The organism is Pseudomonas sp. NFACC24-1, assembly GCF_900115235.1.
GTDB lineage: Bacteria > Pseudomonadota > Gammaproteobacteria > Pseudomonadales > Pseudomonadaceae > Aquipseudomonas > Aquipseudomonas fluorescens_AA.
Genome location: NZ_FOVS01000053.1, coordinates 1 through 16,280 on the forward strand (window position 1 = coordinate 1; position 16,280 = coordinate 16,280).

Sequence of the window (16,280 nt, forward strand, 5' to 3'; positions counted from 1 at the left end):
CGACGGCGTGCTGCTGTTCCTGGGCCGCAATGATTTCCAAGTAAAGATCCGAGGCTTTCGCATCGAGTTGGGGGAAATCGAAGCCCAGCTCAAGGCCCTGCCGGGGATCGGCGAGGCGCTGGTGCTGGCCGATGCCCAGCAGCGCCTGCTGGCCTACTTCAGCGCCACCGAGGCGCAAGCGCCCAACGCCCTGCGCGCCCGCCTGGCGGCCGTGCTGCCGGACTACATGCTGCCGGCGGCTTTCGTCCAGGTGGAAAGTTTCGCGCTGACCGCCAACGGCAAGCTCGACCGCCACGCCCTGCCCCAGCCCGACGAACAGCATTTCGCCCTGCACTGCTACGAAGCGCCCCAAGGGCCAGTGGAAACCCGACTCGCCGAGCTGTGGGCCGAGGTCCTCGGGGTGCCGCGGGTCGGTCGACAGGACAACTTCTTTGCCCTCGGCGGGCATTCGTTGCTGGCGGTGCAACTGGTGGAACAGCTGCGGGTACAGGGCTGGCCGCTGGATGTACGCACACTGTTCAGCGCCCCCAGTGTCGCCGCGCTGGCCGACTGCCTGGCACAGCGCTCGGCGGTCCCGAGTCTTGAACTTGCATCACTGCAGGCGACGATACCTCCCGGCTGCAGCCGTATCGTCCCTGAGCTGCTGCCCCTGGTGGAACTGACCCAGGCGCAGATCGACGCCATCGTGGCCCAGGTCGAGGGTGGCGCCGCCAACGTGCAGGACATCTACCCCCTGGCGCCTTTGCAAGAAGGCTTGTTCTTTCACTACCTGCTGCAGGAAGAAGGCGACACCTACCTGCTGCACACCACCCTGGCCTTCGACGACGAAACCGGCCTGGACGGTTTTTGCCAGGCGCTGCAACAGGTCATCGCCCGCCACGACATCCTGCGTACCGCCCTGGCCTGGGAAGGTCTGGAACAACCGGTGCAGGTAGTCTGGCGTGACGCGCCACTGCCCATCGAGGTGCTGCCTATCACCGAGGCCGACGCCCTCGCCCAACTGCAGGCGCACACCAATCCACGGCAGCGCCGCCTGGATATCCGCCAGGCGCCCCTGCTGCGGGTCGTCAAGGCCTTCGACGCCGCCGGGCAACGCTGGCTGCTGCAAGTGCTGCACCATCACCTGGTGCTGGACCACACCACCTTGGAGCGAATGGTCGAGGAAATCGTGCTGATCCAGCAGGGTCGCGCCGCGCAACTGCGCAAGCCGGTGCCGTTCCGGGCCTTTGTTGCCCACGCCCGGCACGGCCAGGACAGCGCCCGCCAACAACGGTTTTTCGAAGGCATGCTGGCGGACATCAGCGAACCCACCGCGCCCTTCGGCCTGCTGGACGTGCAGAACACCGGAGCCCTGGACGAAGCCCGGGGCGTCCTCGACCCAACGCTGGCGCTGGCGCTGCGGCAAACGGCACGCCGCCATCAGGTGAGCGTCGCCAGCCTGTTTCACCTGGCCATGGCGTTGGTATTGGGCAAGGCCACGGGCCGCGCCGACGTGGTGTTCGGCACCGTGTTGCTGGGTCGTCTGCAGGGGATCGAGGGCGCGGACCAGGCGATGGGGGTGTTCATCAACACCTTGCCGCTGCGCATCGGCTTCGCGCAGACCTCGGTAATCGACAGCCTGCAGCGCACCCATCAGGCGCTGCTGGGCCTGCTCGAGCACGAGCACGCGCCGCTGACGCTGGCCCAGCGCTGCAGTGGCGTGCCAGCGGGGACGCCGCTGTTTTGCGCGTTGCTGAATTTTCGCTACAGCCTGGAGGACATGCCCCATCAGAGCGTCGCTGGCATGCAGGTGCTGAGCACCGCCGAGCGTACGAACTACCCCTTCACTTTCTCGGTGGACGACCTCGGCCAGGGCTTTGGCATCACCGCGCAGATTGCCGGTTCGGTGGGTGCGCAACGGGCCTGGGGGTTCCTGGAACAAGCTCTCACCAGCCTGGTGCAAGCCCTGGACAGTAGCCCGCAACGTCTGGCCCGGACCCTGGATGTGCTGCCGCCAGCGGAGCTCGCGCAACTGGCCCGGTTCAACGCCACTGCGCGTCCCCAGCCCCAGCGTGCCCTGCTCCACGAGCGCTTCGAGGCCCAGGCCCGGCAGACCCCACAGGCCCTGGCAGTGCATTGCAAGGGCCGCCGGCTCAGCTACGCCGAGCTCGACCGCCAGGCCAATCACCTGGCGCGGCACCTGCAAGCGCTGGGGGTCGGACCTGAGGCGCGGGTCGGCATCCATCTGCGCCGCACTCCGGAACTGATCGTCGCCCTGCTCGCCGTGCTCAAGGCCGGCGGTGCCTACGTGCCGCTGGACCCGGCCTATCCGGCGCAGCGCCTGGCCTACATGCTCGACGACAGCGCCCCGCTGGCGCTGCTGACCCTGGCCGACGCGCCTTTGGAACTGGCGCTGGCCGACGATTGCCACCGCGTGAACGTCGATGAAGTGCTGCGCGACAGCGAAACCGCGACCAGCGACGCGCCGCTGGGCCTGGGCTTGGGCCTGGAAGGCCAGCATCTGGCCTACATGATCTACACCTCCGGCTCCACCGGACAACCCAAGGGGGTGATGATCGAACACCGCAACGCGCGCAATTTCCTCGACTGGGCCCTGGGCAGTTTCACACCGCAAGTGCTCAGCCAGAGCCTGTTCAGCACCTCGATCAACTTCGATCTGTCGGTATTCGAATGCTTCGCGCCGCTGTCCTGCGGCGGCACCCTGGAGCTGGTGGACGACGCCCTCGCCCTGCTCGACCAGCGTCCGGAGCTGAGCCTGCTCAATACGGTGCCCTCGGCCCTCGATGCGCTGTTGCGCGCAGAAGCCCTTGGGGACTCGTTGGAGAACGTCAACCTGGCTGGCGAAGCGCTGCCCCGGACCCTGGTGCAGCGCCTGTTCGAGCAGAGCCGCGTGCGTCAGGTCAACAACCTCTATGGCCCGACCGAGACCACGGTCTACTCGACCTGGGCTGCGATGGACCGCGAAGTCGGCTTCGTCCCACACATCGGCCGGCCCATCGACAACACCCAGGTGCACGTCCTCGATGACGCTATGCAGCGGTTGCCAGTGGGCGTACCGGGCGAGCTGTACATCGGCGGTGCAGGCGTTGGACGCGGCTACCACCAGCGACCCGACCTGACCCGTGAACGCTTCCTCGCCGACCCCTTCAGCGACCAACCCGGCGCGCGCCTGTACCGCACCGGCGACCTGGGCTTCTGGGACGTCCACGGCCAGCTCCACTACCTGGGGCGCAATGACTTCCAGGTCAAGATCCGCGGCTTCCGCATCGAACTGGGGGAGATCGAAAGCGCCCTGTTGGCGCTGCCGCAAGTGGCCGCGGCGGCAGTCCTGGCGGTCCCGCGCAACGGCCGCGAACCGGCGCTGGTGGCTTACGCCGTGGCCAGCCCTGGCCACGGGCCGTTGGTGCCGGCGGCCCTGCGCGACGCCCTGGCGAACCGGCTGCCGGGCTATATGGTGCCGGCGGTCCTCATGCCGCTGGACGCCCTGCCGCTGACACCCAACGGCAAACTCGACCGCGGCGCCCTGCCACTGCCCGGCGAGGAGGCCTGGAGCAGCCAGGCCTACGAAGCTCCGCGGGGTGAGCAGGAAACCCTCATGGCCGCCATCTGGCGCGACCTGCTGGGGGTCGCCCGGGTCGGCCGGCACGACAATTTCTTCGAATTGGGCGGCCATTCACTGCTGGCGGTGCAATGGGTCTCGCGGGTGCGCCAGCGCCTGGGCCTGGAATTGCCCCTGGCGACCCTGTACGCGAACCCGACCGTGGCAGCCCTGGCCCCGCTGATGGCGGGCGCGGCGCGCTCTGCCCTGACGGCGATCCCGGTATTGCCGGACACGGCCGAACGGCCGCTGTCGTTCGCCCAACAGCGGCTGTGGTTCATCAGCCGCCTGGACGCCCAGGCGAGCGCCGCCTACCACATCAGCGGCGCCTTGGTCCTGGATGGCGAACTCGACGAAGCCGCCCTGGACCAGGCCCTGACCCGGATCGTCGAGCGCCATGGGGTGCTGCGCACCCGGTTCGTTGAACTGGACGGCGAAGTTCGGCAGGTCATCGAGCCAGAGCCGCGCTGGGGATCCTCGCGCCTGACCCTGGACGCCAACGACGACGCCGGCCTGCGGGCGGCCCTGGCCAGCGAAGCGGCGCAACCGTTCAACCTGAGCGAAGGGCCCTTGCTGCGGACGCTACTGGTGCGACTGCAGGACCAGCGCCATGTGCTGCACCTGACCTTGCACCACATCATCGCCGACGGCTGGTCCATCGGCGTGCTGGTGGACGAACTGTCGGCCCTCTATAAAACCTTTCGCCGGGGCACCCCGGATCCGCTGCCGGCCCTGGCGATCCAGTACGCCGACTATGCCGCCTGGCAACGCCAGTGGTTGGCCGGCGAGCGCGGTGCCGAACAGTTGGCCTACTGGCTCGCGCACCTGCGCGACGCACCGGCACGCATCGACCTGCCCAGCGACCGACCGCGGCCGCCGCGCCAGGACTTCAGTGGCGCGCGCCTGGCGGTCGCCCTCGATCAATCCACCAGCGCCGCGCTCAAGGAACTGGGTCGGCGCCACGGCACCTCGCTGTACATGACGCTGTTGGCCGCCTGGGCCGTGGTGGTCGGGCGCCTGGCCGGCCAGGAGCAGGTGGTGATCGGGACACCCGTGGCCAACCGCACCCGCGCTGAAGTCGAGCCTCTGATCGGCTTTTTCGTCAACACCCAGGCGCTGTGCGTCGACCTGCGCGGGGAACCGGACGTTGGCCAATTGCTGGCCCAGGTCCGCGAGCATGCCCTGGGGGCCCAGGCGCACCAGGACGTGCCGTTCGAGCACGTGGTGGAAGCACTCAATCCGCCGCGCACCTTGGCCCACAGCCCAGTGTTCCAACTCATGTTCGCCTGGCAGAACGCGCCGCGCGGAGCCTTGGACCTTGATGGCCTGAGCCTGACCAGTGTCGCCGGCGAGCAAATCACCGCGCCGTTCGATCTGTCCCTGGAGCTGTACGAGGCCGATGGACGCATCATCGGAGGACTGAACTACGCCACCGCGTTGTTCGATCCCGCCAGTGTGCAACGGCATTGGGACTACCTGGCCCATGTGCTGCGCCAACTCTGCCTGGACGACCGCCAGCCGGTGGCGCGGCTGTCGCTGGTGGACGACCGGGAGCGCGAGCGCCTGTGGCACCAGCTCAATCCGGTCCCGACGCCGTTCTCCGAAGCCGGCTGGGTCCATCGGCCGTTCGAACGCCAAGCACGGCAGCAGCCCGAGGCCCTTGCCGTGGAGTTGCATGGACGCGGTTTGAGCTATGGCGAACTCGATCGCCAGGCCAACCACCTCGCCGCGCAGCTGCTGGAACTGGGCGCAGGCCCGGGCCAACGGATCGCCATCCACCTGCCCCGCAGCCTGGAAATGATTTTGGCCCTGTTGGCTACGCTCAAGACCGGCGCGGCCTACGTGCCCCTGGATCCCAGCCAGCCCATCGCCCGCCGGCAGGCTATCGTCGACGATTGCCAACCCTGCCTGCTGCTCTGGGATGCCCAGCGCGTCGAAGCCCTGAGGCTCGGCGAGCACTGCCCGGCGCTGTCGGTTCGCCTGGCGGCCACCGTGGGTCCGGTGTCCGTCCTGCCGGAACTGGCGCCGCCGCGGCCGGATGACCTGGCCTACGTCATGTACACCTCCGGCTCCACCGGAACGCCCAAGGGCGTTGCCATGGGCCACCTGGCCCTGGGCAACCTGTTGGCCTGGCAGGCCGCCCAGGCGCTGCCCGGTCCGGCGCGGACCCTGCAATTCGCCGCGCTGGGCTTCGACGTGGCATTCCAGGAGATCTTCTCCACCTTGGGCACCGGAGGCACCCTGGTGCTGCTGGACGAGACCCAGCGCCTGGACCTCGCCGGCCTGCCCCAATGGCTGGCGCAGGCGCGGATCGAGCGACTGTTCCTGCCCTACATCGCCCTGGCGACCCTGGCCGACGGTTGGGCCGAGGCGCCACTGGCGTTGCCGATGCTGCGGGATGTGATCGTCGCCGGCGAAGCACTGCGCATCAACGGCGCCCTGCGCGCGCTGTTCGAAGCTCATCCCCAGGCCCGTCTGCACAACCACTATGGCCCCACCGAAACCCACGTGGTTTGCACCCACACCCTGTCCGGTGATCCTGCGCTCTGGCCGGACCTGCCGGTGATCGGCCGGCCAATCGCCAATACCCAGGTGTGCCTGTTGGACGGCACCGGCCAATGGGTACCCCAGGGCACGGCCGGCGAACTGCATGTCGCCGGCGTGGCCCTGGCCCAGGGTTACCTGAACCGGGCGCAACTGACCGCCGAGCGCTTCATCGAGCACCCTTTCGACACCACCCCCGGCGCGCGACTGTACAAGACCGGCGACCTCGCACGCTGGACCGCCGAGGGCACCCTGCAGTACCTGGGGCGCAACGATTCCCAGGTCAAGATCCGCGGTTACCGGGTCGAACTGGCCGAAGTGGAAAGTCGCCTCGACCAGCTGCCCGGCCTGCGCGAATCGGTGGTGGTTGTTCTGCCGGGCGACAGCGGTCAGGCGCGCTTGGTGGCCTATTACAGCGCCAGCGAGACTCTCTCGCCGCTGACCCTGCGCAGCCAACTGAGCGAGCGTCTGCCCGAATACATGCTGCCCAGTGCCTTCGTGCAACTGCCGGCACTGCCGATCACTGCCAACGGCAAGGTCGACCGTCAGCGTTTGCCGGCGCCTCCCGCCGATGCGTTCGCCCAGGGTCAATACAGCGCGCCCCAAGGTGAGCTGGAAACCACCCTGGCAGCGATCTGGCGCGAACTGCTCGGGGTCGAGGCAGTGGGTCGTGACGATGACTTTTTCGCCCTGGGTGGGCACTCGTTGCTGGCGTTGCGTTTGCTGGCCAAGGTGCGCCATCGACTGGGCCTGGAAATGCCGCTCTCGGCGGTCTTCGCCCAGCCGCGCCTGCACGCGCTCGCCGCCGCCCTGGGCAATGCCGGGCGCAGCCGCCTGGGGCCGCTGCTGGCCAGTGACCGCAGTCAGCCGCTGCCGCTGTCGTTCGCTCAGCAGAACCTCTGGCTGATCCAGCAGCTCAACCCGAATTCCACCGCGGCCTTCAACATGCCCGCGGGCCTGCGTTTGCGCGGGCACTTGGATATCGGCGCGCTGCGCAGGTCGCTGGACCGCATCGTCGCGCGCCATGAAAGCCTGCGTACCCGCTTCGTCAGTGTGGCGGGACAGGCGCGCCAAGTGATCGATTTGCCCCGGGCGCTGGCCCTGACGACCCTGGACCTGAGCGCCTCCGGCGCGGCGGACTGGCAATCGATCTGCGCCGAGGAAGCCGCTCGGCCGTTCGACCTCACGCGCCAATGGCCGATCCGCGCCAGCCTGCTGCGTCTGGACCACGACGACCACGTCGTCCTCGTCACGCTGCACCACCTGGTCTCGGACGGCTGGTCCATGGGCATCCTCACTGATGAGTTCTCGCGCCTGTATCAAGCGTTCAGCCAGGGGCGGGTCGATCCACTGCCGGCCCTGGATCGCCAATACGGTGACTACAGCCTCTGGCAGCGCGATTGGTTGCAAGGCGACGAACTGCAACGCCAGCGCGCCTACTGGACCCGCCATTTGCAGGACGCACCGACCTGCGTGGCCCTGCCCACCGACCGGCCGCGGCCGGCACGGCTGGACTACGCCGGCGCCAGCCTGCCGGTGCGCATCGACGCAGAGCTGACCCACGGCCTCAAGGCCCTCGGCCAGCGCCACGGCACCACGCTGTACATGACCGTGCTGACGGCCTGGGCGGTGGTGGTCAGCCGGTTCTCGGGCCAGGACCGGGTGGTTATCGGCTCGCCGGTGGCCAACCGCAACCGGGTCGAGTTGGAGCCGCTGATCGGTTTCTTCGTGAACTTCCAGGCGCTGTGTATCGAAGTGGACGACGCCCCGACGGTGGACACCCTGCTGGCCCGGGTCAAGGACCTGGCGCTGGCCGCTCAGGAACACCAGGACCTGCCGTTCGAACAGGTCATCGAGGCGCTCAATCCGCCACGTTCCCAAGCCTACAACGCTGTGTTCCAACTGATGCTGGCCTGGCAGAACGCTCCGGCGGGCGAACTGGACCTGGGCAACGGCTTGCATCTGGAAAGCGTCGGTGCGCCGGTGACCACGGCCAAGTTCGATCTGGCGCTGGATGTGCACGAGGTGGACGGTGTGATCGAAGGCGGCTTCAACTACGCCACCGCGTTGTTTGACGCCGATACCGTGGCTCGCCACTGGCAGGCGCTGCTCTCGGTGCTACGGGCGATGGTCGAGGACGACCGCCAATCGGTGGCCGACATCGACCTGCTCAGCCAAACCGAACGCGAGCAGCTGCTCCATGGCTTCAACCCCGCCGTGGCGCTCCCCACGACCAATGGCGAGCGTCTGCACCAGCGCTTCGAGGCCCAGGCGGCTCGCCGCCCGGATGCTGTTGCGGTGGAGTACGGTGAACAACGTCTCAGTTATCGAGCGCTCAACGAGCGCGCCAATCGCCTGGCCCATCGCTTGCGTGGGCTGGGGGTCGGCGCGGACAGCCGCGTGGCAATCCATGTCGAACGCAGCCTCGACATGCCCATGGCCATTCTCGCGACCCTCAAGGCCGGCGGCGCTTATGTGCCGCTGGATCCGGTGTACCCGGCCCAGCGCCTGAACTTCATGCTGGACGACAGCCAGCCGCGGGTGCTGTTGACCCTGGCTGATCTGCCGGTTGAACTGCACGTACCGGCTGGTTGCGAAGTCCTTTCCCTGGACCCGGATCGCGGCGGCTGGCGCGACCTGCCCTGCACCGATCCGGTAGCCGATCCGCACGCCAGCGACCGCGACCTGGCCTACATCATCTATACCTCCGGCTCGACCGGCATGCCTAAGGGCGTGATGATCGAGCACCGCTCGGTGTTGCGGCTGTTCGGCGCCACCGATGCCTGGTTCGGCTTCGATGAGCGAGACGTCTGGACGCTGTTTCACTCCTACGCCTTCGACTTCTCGGTCTGGGAGCTCTGGGGCGCGCTGCTGCATGGCGGCCGGCTGGTGGTGGTGCCTTACCTGACCTCGCGCAGCCCCGAAGACTTCTACCGGCTGCTGGTGGAAACCGGCGTCACCGTACTCAACCAGACGCCCAGCGCCTTCTACGCCTGGATGAAGCAGACCCGCGCCGAACCCCATCGCCTGCGCTGCATCATCTTCGGCGGCGAGGCCCTCGATGGCGCGGCGCTACGGCCTTGGTTCGAGCGCCCGGACAGCCAGGGCACGCAGTTGGTGAACATGTACGGCATCACCGAGACTACGGTGCATGTCACCTACCAACCCATCGATGCCGCCCACTGCCACGCCGGGCTGGCCCCCATCGGCCGGCCGATCCCCGACCTGCGGGTCTATCTGCTCGATGAGCGGGGCGAACTGGTGCCCCGCGGCGTGGTGGGCGAACTCCACGTCGCCGGGCCGGGCCTGGCCCGCGGCTATCTCAACCGTCCAGCGCTGGACGCCGAGCGATTCCTGCCGGCACGTTTTGCCGGTGGCGAGGGCGAACGCCTCTACAGAACCGGCGACCTGGCGCGTTGGAGCAGCGACGGCACCCTGTATTACCTGGGACGCAACGACCAGCAGGTCAAGGTGCGCGGCTTCCGCATCGAGCTGGGGGAGATCGAAGCACGCCTCACGGCCCTGGACGACGTGCGTTCGGCACTGGTCCTGGCACGCCAGGACGAACCCGGCGATCCGCGGCTGGTCGCCTATCTGCTCGCCGAACCGGGCCGCCAGCTGGAGCCCGCATCGCTGCGGTTGGCACTGGCCGAACAGTTGCCAGCACACATGGTGCCCGGCGCCTATGTGCAACTGGAACGATGGCCGTTGACCGCCAATGGCAAGCTCGACCGCGGCGCCTTGCCCGCGCCTGACCAGCACGCCCTGCAGCAGCGTCCCTACGCTGCGCCCCAAGGCGCCACGGAAAGCCTGCTGGCACAACTCTGGGCACGGTTGCTGGGGGTCGAGCAGGTGGGTCGCGAGGACAATTTCTTTGCCCTCGGCGGGCATTCGCTGCTGCTGGTGCAAATGCTCGACGCCCTGCGCGAACAAGGCCTTGGCGTGTCCGTGGGCGACTTGTTCAACGCCGCGGACCTGGCGGCACTGGCGCGTGAAGTGCTGCCCCTGGATGCCCAGGCCGTCGACCAGCAGGCGCTACTGTGTATTCGCGCCGGCACGGACCAACGGGCTCCGCTGTTCTTCATCCACGAAGGCACCGGCGAGGCGCTGCCCTACACTCGCCTGGCCCGCTACCTGGACCCCGCCCTGGGGATATACGCGGTGCAAGCCGCCGCTGAACTGGAGCAAGGCATCTGCAACGAGGCCCTCGCCAGCCGCTACATCGCGCTACTGCGCAAGGTCCAGCCCCAGGGCCCATATCGGCTCGCCGGCTGGTCGGCGGGCGGCCTGCTGGCCTATGAAATGGCCCGTCAACTGCGAGGCGAGGATTGTCCGGTGGCGTTCGTTGGCCTGATCGACAGCAGCCAGCCGGGCGCACTGCGCGCCGCGCCGGTGACCCTGGACTTGGACGATGACGCATTGCGCCAACAGTTGCTCGCTTATCTTACGCAGCACTGGCGCAATGGGGCCGGCCAGGAGCCGGGGGACGCCTGGTACGCAGGCCTCGATCTTGATGCACTGATCACCACGGCCCAGGAGCGCGGTTGGCTGCCCGGCGGCTTTGACCGCCAGGCACTGGACCGTCGCGTCCGCCTCAACCTGACCCTGCGCAACGCCATGGTCCGCTACCGGCCGGCGCCCCTGGGCCTGCCGGTGCACTTGTTCAGCGCCACTTCGCCTGTGCCGGGCTTGTCCAGTCCGAACGGGCTTGGCGCCGATTGGCAGGCTCTGCTGGGCAACGATCTGGTGGAACAACGCATTGAGGGTGATCACTGGTCGATCATGCGTGACCCCGAGCCGCTGCAACACCTGGCCCAGGCGCTGGAGCAGGCCTTGAGCCAGGCCGAACGGGATGTCGACGAACCGCGCGGCGGCCGTAGCGGCTTTGTCTTGCAGACCGGCGCGGCGCAAGCGCCTTGCCTGTTCATGATCCCCGGGGCCGGGGCCAACGTCGCCAGCTTCGTGCCGCTGATCCAGCAGCTGGATGGGCGCTTGAACGTGGTCGGCCTGCAGGCCCGCGGCTCCGACGGGCGCTGCGAGCCACACGGGACGGTGCAGGCGGCCGCCAGCGCCTATGTGAAGGAGATCCGCAGACAGCAGCCGAATGGCCCGTATTACCTGCTCGGCCATTCGTTCGGCGGCTGGCTGGCCTTCGAGGTGGCCCGTCAGCTGCTGGCCGAGGGCGCGTTGGTCGCGCCGGTGGTGCTGCTCGACAGCCGCGCGCCCGGCCCGCGTCTGGCCAGCGACGCGCGCCACGCCCTGGCCCGTTACGTCGGCTTGCTGGAGATGGATGCCGGGCGCGACCTGGGCCTGGACATCGACCGCCTCGCCAGCCTCGAAGTCGACGAGCAATGCATTCAACTGCTGGCGAGCATGCAAGCGGTCGGGCTGATGCCGGCGCAGGCCCGAGCCGATGCGTTGCGCGGGCCGCTGCGGGTGTTCCAGGCCAACCTGGCGACACAGTACCAGCCAACAACGCCCTACCCAGGGCCCGTGGTACTGGTCGAGGCTGGTCAGCACAGCACCGAACCGGACGACCCGGCGCGACGCTGGGAGGCGTTCGCGCCCAACTGCCGGCGACAAGTGCTCGAGGATTGCAATCATTTGTCGATTCTCAAGTCCCGCGCGGCGCCGGCCCTCGCCGGTTTGCTGCGGCACCATTGGCCCGTGATCGAGGCACTGCCGAACCATGGCGATTGAACCTTCGCTACGCCCCTGGCTGTGGGCCTGGGGCGCCCAGGTCGCATCCACCCTGGGCTCGGCCCTGGCGGCGTTCAGCCTGGGGATCTGGTTGCTGCAGCAACACGGCAGCGTCACCGACTACGCCTGGGTCATCGCCCTGTCAGCCTTGCCCGGACTGGTGCTGGCGCCGCTGGCCGGTTGGCTGGTGGACCGCTGTGAAGCGCGTGCCTTGCTGTTGGGCGTGGAAGCCTGTAGCGGCGCGGCGGCGCTGGCGCTCTGGTGGCTGTTCGAATCCAACGCCCTGGACCGCTGGCAGGTGTACGCCTTCGCCGCGGTGAACTCCAGCACTTTGGTGGTGCGCATGCTGGTGTGTCAGGCGGCCATCCCGCGACTTCTGCGTAGCCCCCAGGCGATCGGCCGGGCCAATGGCCTGATGCAATTGATGGTGGGCTTGCCACAGCTGATCGCCCCCACCCTGGCGGCGTTGCTGCTCGGCAGCGTCGGGGTGCCGGGAGTGCTGTTGCTGGACCTTGGCGCCGTGCTGTTATGCGCCACCGTTCTTGTCTGGATCGGCCTGTTCGTCAGCGCCGTGCGCGGCACCGGCCAGGGCCGCGTCGGCGCCGAGGGCGGATCGTCGGTGGTCCTGGCCGTGCTGCGCGGGCGTCCGGCGCTGTGGGCGTTGCTGGCCTACCTCGGGCTGGAGCACTTGATGCTCGGCCTGGCCTCGGCGCTGTTGTCGCCACTGGTGCTGGAGCGCCACTCGGTGCTGGTACTGGGCACGCTGATGACCTGCGGTGGCCTGGGCATGCTCGGCGGCTCGCTGTGGGTGGTGGCCCGGCCGCCGGTGCGGCTGATCCGCACTGTATTGCTGGCCGACCTGCTGCTCGGCGCCGCCGTCCTGACCATCGGCGCCAGCGCTTCGCCGGTGGTGCTGTATGTGGCCGCCTTCGTCGCGTTCGGCTGTTTTTCCCTGAGCACCAGCAGCGACCAAAGCTTCTGGCAACGCAGCCTGCCCGCCGACGCCCTCGGCCGGGTCTTGTCGGCCCGGCAGATGGTGTGCCTGCTGGCAATGCCCATTGGCGCCCTGGGCGCCGGCGCATTGGCCGACGGCTGGGCGATCACATTGATGAGCACAGCCGGAGAGTGGCAAGCCAGGCTGGCGCCGCTGTTGGGAACGGGCAAGGTGGGCGGCCTGAGCCTGCTGTTTGCCGCGGCAGGCCTGTTGTATGTGCTGCTGGCCAGCCTGGGGCTGGCCTTCGGCCCCTTGCGGCGCCTGCAGCCGGGCGTGCCACTATACGACGAGACGAGGCGCGGAGCCGGGTTGACGGCAGCAGGCAGCGATGATGTTCACGACGGGGCTCCACGTTTGGAAAAACAAGGATGACTCACCACAACGACGGTCGCTAACCGGCCATCTGCGGCCACTCATAAAGGGCATGAAGCCCAGGGCTGTCAGATACCGGCCTGCTCCCTAAAGCGTCCTTACCTCCACGGACTCCCTGCTCAGTAAGGCTGCGAATTCAGTTGCCTAGCCTCATGGGGCGATCTTCCATTCCATTCCTTGAAGGCACGGGTAAAGGCGCTGTGCTCCGAATAGCCCAGCAGCATGGCGATATCCACGATTTGCAGGCGCGGATCGCGCAGATACGACAGCGCCAGTTCCTGGCGGACCAGGTTCAGTTCATGACGAAAGCTGGTACCGGCCTCTTGTAGACGGCGCTGTAGCGTGCGTGACGAGGTGCCCAGTTGGGGGCTTATTCGCTCTATGCTCGGCTCACCTTTGCGCAGGGCATGGGTGATGACCTTGCGCAGCTGTTCCACGAACTCCTCCTGCTGTGGCAACTGTGCCAGCAGGCGATCCGCATGCTGCTCCAACAGGGAGACCAGCACCGGATCGGGGCTTTTTAAGGGCAACTCAAGCAGTTGCGCGGAGAAGCGCAGGACCGCCTCGACCTGGCCGAAGCGTACCGGGCAGCCGAAGAAGGCTTCATACGGGCTGGAGTTGAGGGGCCCGGGGTGACTGAAATCGATCCGCAACGGATTGGCGGTGCCGCGCACCAAGGCACGGCAGAACTGCACGATGGCAACCATACCGGCTTCGTTCACCAAGGGGCCGGGCTGATACTGGCTGACATCCCAGACCAGCTCGAACCAACCGTCGCCGTCGCGGCGAGTCATGGGAATGACGTCATACACCAGGCGAATGTAGCGCTCCAAGCGTTGCAGAGCTGTACCGAAATTACCGCAGGCCAGCAGCACCGATCCGAGCACACCGATATGCCGGGCGCTGATGGTTTGACCGAGGTGCAGTCCTAACAGTGGATCGCCTAACACTTGCGCCGCTCTCACCAACAAGCGATCCCAGCATTCCACGTTAACGCCGCCGGCACCCTCTTGGGTAGATGTGGGCCAGGGCTGGCCAAGTACCGACTCGGGCTCATGACCGAGCGCCTCCAAGTATTCATAAAGCAGTTGCACGTAGGTCTCTGGCACCACGCGCCGATACAAAGGCTGGCTCATCGGGCCTCTTTAGGCTGGTTGGCCTTTTGTTGTTTGGCGCAAAGTGTCAAGCGGGGTGTCGGATACCGTCAAGCCTTCCTTGCGGCAGCTGTCGAGAATAACGGCACTCCAGCCATTCCAGCAGATGCCGTTCATGAGCACGATCACCGATCTTTTCGCACCAGCGACAATCCAGTTCTTCTCCAACGGTTCGCGTTGTGTTGCCGACTTTTATCGCCCACTGGGCGCCGGACCTTTCCCGATTGTGGTGATGGCACATGGACTTGGCGGGACGCGCAAGATGCGTCTGCCTGCCTTTGCCGAACGCTTCTCCGCCGCCGGCTACGCTTGCTTGGTATTCGACTATCGCCACTTCGGCGACAGTGAAGGCGAGCCACGGCAACTGCTGGATATCAACCGCCAGCTCAAGGACTGGAAAGCCGCGATAGATCACGCTCGCCACCTCGCGGATGTCGACCCACAGCGGATTGTTATATGGGGCACCTCGTTTGGTGGCGGCCATGTGCTGGCCACCGCCGCCGATGATGCCAGGGTGACCGCAGTCATCTCCCAATGTCCTTTCACCGACGGCCTGAGCTCCTTTCTTGCCACCGAACCCCTGGTGTCACTTCGACTCACTGTGTTGGCCTTGGCCGACCGCATGGGCTCGTGGTTCGGCGCCAAGCCCATTCTTGTGCCGCTTACCGGTCAACCTGGCGATACGGCATTCATGACATCGCCGGATGCCTGGAGTGGCTATAACGGACTGATTCCGTCGGGTGCGCGTATCCGCAAAGAGGCCGCTGCGCGCTTTGCCTTGGACATCATTCGCTACTACCCAGGGCACAGCACGCCACGTATCCAGGTCCCCGTGCTGTTTTGCGTGTGTGATCCCGACAGCGTGGCACCGGCGAAGCGGACGCTGCGTCACGCCCGGCGCGCGCCACGTCATGAGATCAAGCGCTATGCCCATGGGCATTTCGATATTTATGTGGGCGAAGCCTTCGAGCAGGTGGTGGGTGATCAACTCGACTTCCTCAAGCGCAGCGTGCCAAGCATCCCAACGAAGAGATAAGAATATGTACCACCTTAAAGGCAAAGTGGTTCTGATCACCGGCGCAGCTGGCGGCATCGGTGCCGCCAGTGCACGCGAACTCTATGCGCATGGCGCCAGCCTTGTGCTAACCGATACCTCGCAGGAGGCGGTGGACCAACTGGCTCAGGAGTTCAATAGCCAACGCGTGTTGCCGCTGGCGTTCGACGTTACCGACGCCGAGGCGGCAAAGACAGTGGTGCGGCAGGCAGTCGAACACTTCGGCCGTCTCGATGTGGCCTTCGCCAATGCCGGCATCTCCTGGCGAGGTATACCGACGACCCTACGCACCTGCGACGAAGTGGAGTTCCGCCGCATCATTGAAGTGGATCTGTTTGGGGTGTGGCACACGATGCGCGCCGCACTGCCGGAAGTCGTGCGCAACCGGGGTCAGGTGCTGGTCACGTCGTCGACCTATGCCTACTTGAACGGCGTGGCCAACGCGCCCTATGCCGCGAGCAAGGCGGCGGTGGAGTCGCTGAGCCGCTCGCTGCGTGCTGAGTTGAGTGCGACCGGGGCCAGCGCCAGCGTGCTCTATCCCGGCTGGACGGCGACCGCTATTGCCAAGGTTGCCTTCGGTGGCAACGCCATCGCCACCCAGATGAACGAGGCCCTATTGCCGGCCTTTCTGCGTCGGGCGATTGCACCGGAAAAGGTGGCACGTGGCGTGGTGCGCGGTCTGCAAAAGCGCCAGCCGCGCATCGTGGTACCGGCTCGCTGGGCGCCCATCTCCCTGATGCGCGGCCTGTTCAACGTTTTCACCGACTGGCATCTGGCACGCCATGCCCGCCTGCAAAGATTGCTCCACGAGTTGGAAGAATCCGTTCGCACCCAGACCCCAAGTTGATGTCCTACTACTTACAT

5 protein-coding genes are annotated in these 16,280 nt (G+C 67.0%); 4 read left to right on the forward strand and 1 reads right to left on the reverse strand.

The annotated features are described in order from the left end of the window. Positions 1–7: 7 nt before the first annotated feature. Both BM317_RS28545 and BM317_RS28550 read left to right on the forward strand, forming a co-directional pair. On the forward strand, positions 8–11,842 hold the full coding sequence (locus BM317_RS28545; protein ID WP_256574284.1) for a non-ribosomal peptide synthetase: 11,835 nt from the start codon (positions 8–10) through the stop codon (positions 11,840–11,842). Then, a complete protein-coding gene (locus BM317_RS28550; protein WP_092477090.1) occupies positions 11,832–13,208 on the forward strand; it encodes an MFS transporter in 1,377 nt (458 codons plus the stop codon). Before BM317_RS28545 ends, BM317_RS28550 begins: the two co-directional genes overlap by 11 nt. A 119-nt stretch (positions 13,209–13,327) precedes the next feature. On the opposite strand, the gene BM317_RS28555 is transcribed toward BM317_RS28550, so the two are convergent. Then, the gene (locus tag BM317_RS28555) at positions 13,328–14,344 is read right to left on the reverse strand and encodes an AraC family transcriptional regulator (RefSeq protein ID WP_092174185.1); all 1,017 of its coding nucleotides are present in this window, start codon (positions 14,342–14,344) and stop codon (positions 13,328–13,330) included. A 133-nt stretch (positions 14,345–14,477) separates the two neighbouring features. On the opposite strand from BM317_RS28555, the gene BM317_RS28560 reads away from it, so the two are divergent. Beyond that, on the forward strand, positions 14,478–15,398 hold the full coding sequence (locus BM317_RS28560; protein ID WP_092174320.1) for an alpha/beta hydrolase: 921 nt from the start codon (positions 14,478–14,480) through the stop codon (positions 15,396–15,398). A 4-nt stretch (positions 15,399–15,402) separates the two neighbouring features. After that, positions 15,403–16,263: an SDR family NAD(P)-dependent oxidoreductase gene (locus BM317_RS28565; protein WP_092174187.1), complete on the forward strand. Its 861-nt coding sequence runs from the start codon at positions 15,403–15,405 to the stop codon at positions 16,261–16,263. Positions 16,264–16,280: the final 17 nt, after the last annotated feature.

Coding starts and splice junctions, on each gene's coding strand:
- BM317_RS28560 (WP_092174320.1), top strand. CDS start 14,478: ATGAGCACGATCACCGATCTTTTCGCACCAGCGACAATCCAGTTCTTC.
- BM317_RS28565 (WP_092174187.1), top strand. CDS start 15,403: ATGTACCACCTTAAAGGCAAAGTGGTTCTGATCACCGGCGCAGCTGGC.
- BM317_RS28550 (WP_092477090.1), top strand. CDS start 11,832: ATGGCGATTGAACCTTCGCTACGCCCCTGGCTGTGGGCCTGGGGCGCC.
- BM317_RS28555 (WP_092174185.1), bottom strand. CDS start 14,344: ATGAGCCAGCCTTTGTATCGGCGCGTGGTGCCAGAGACCTACGTGCAA.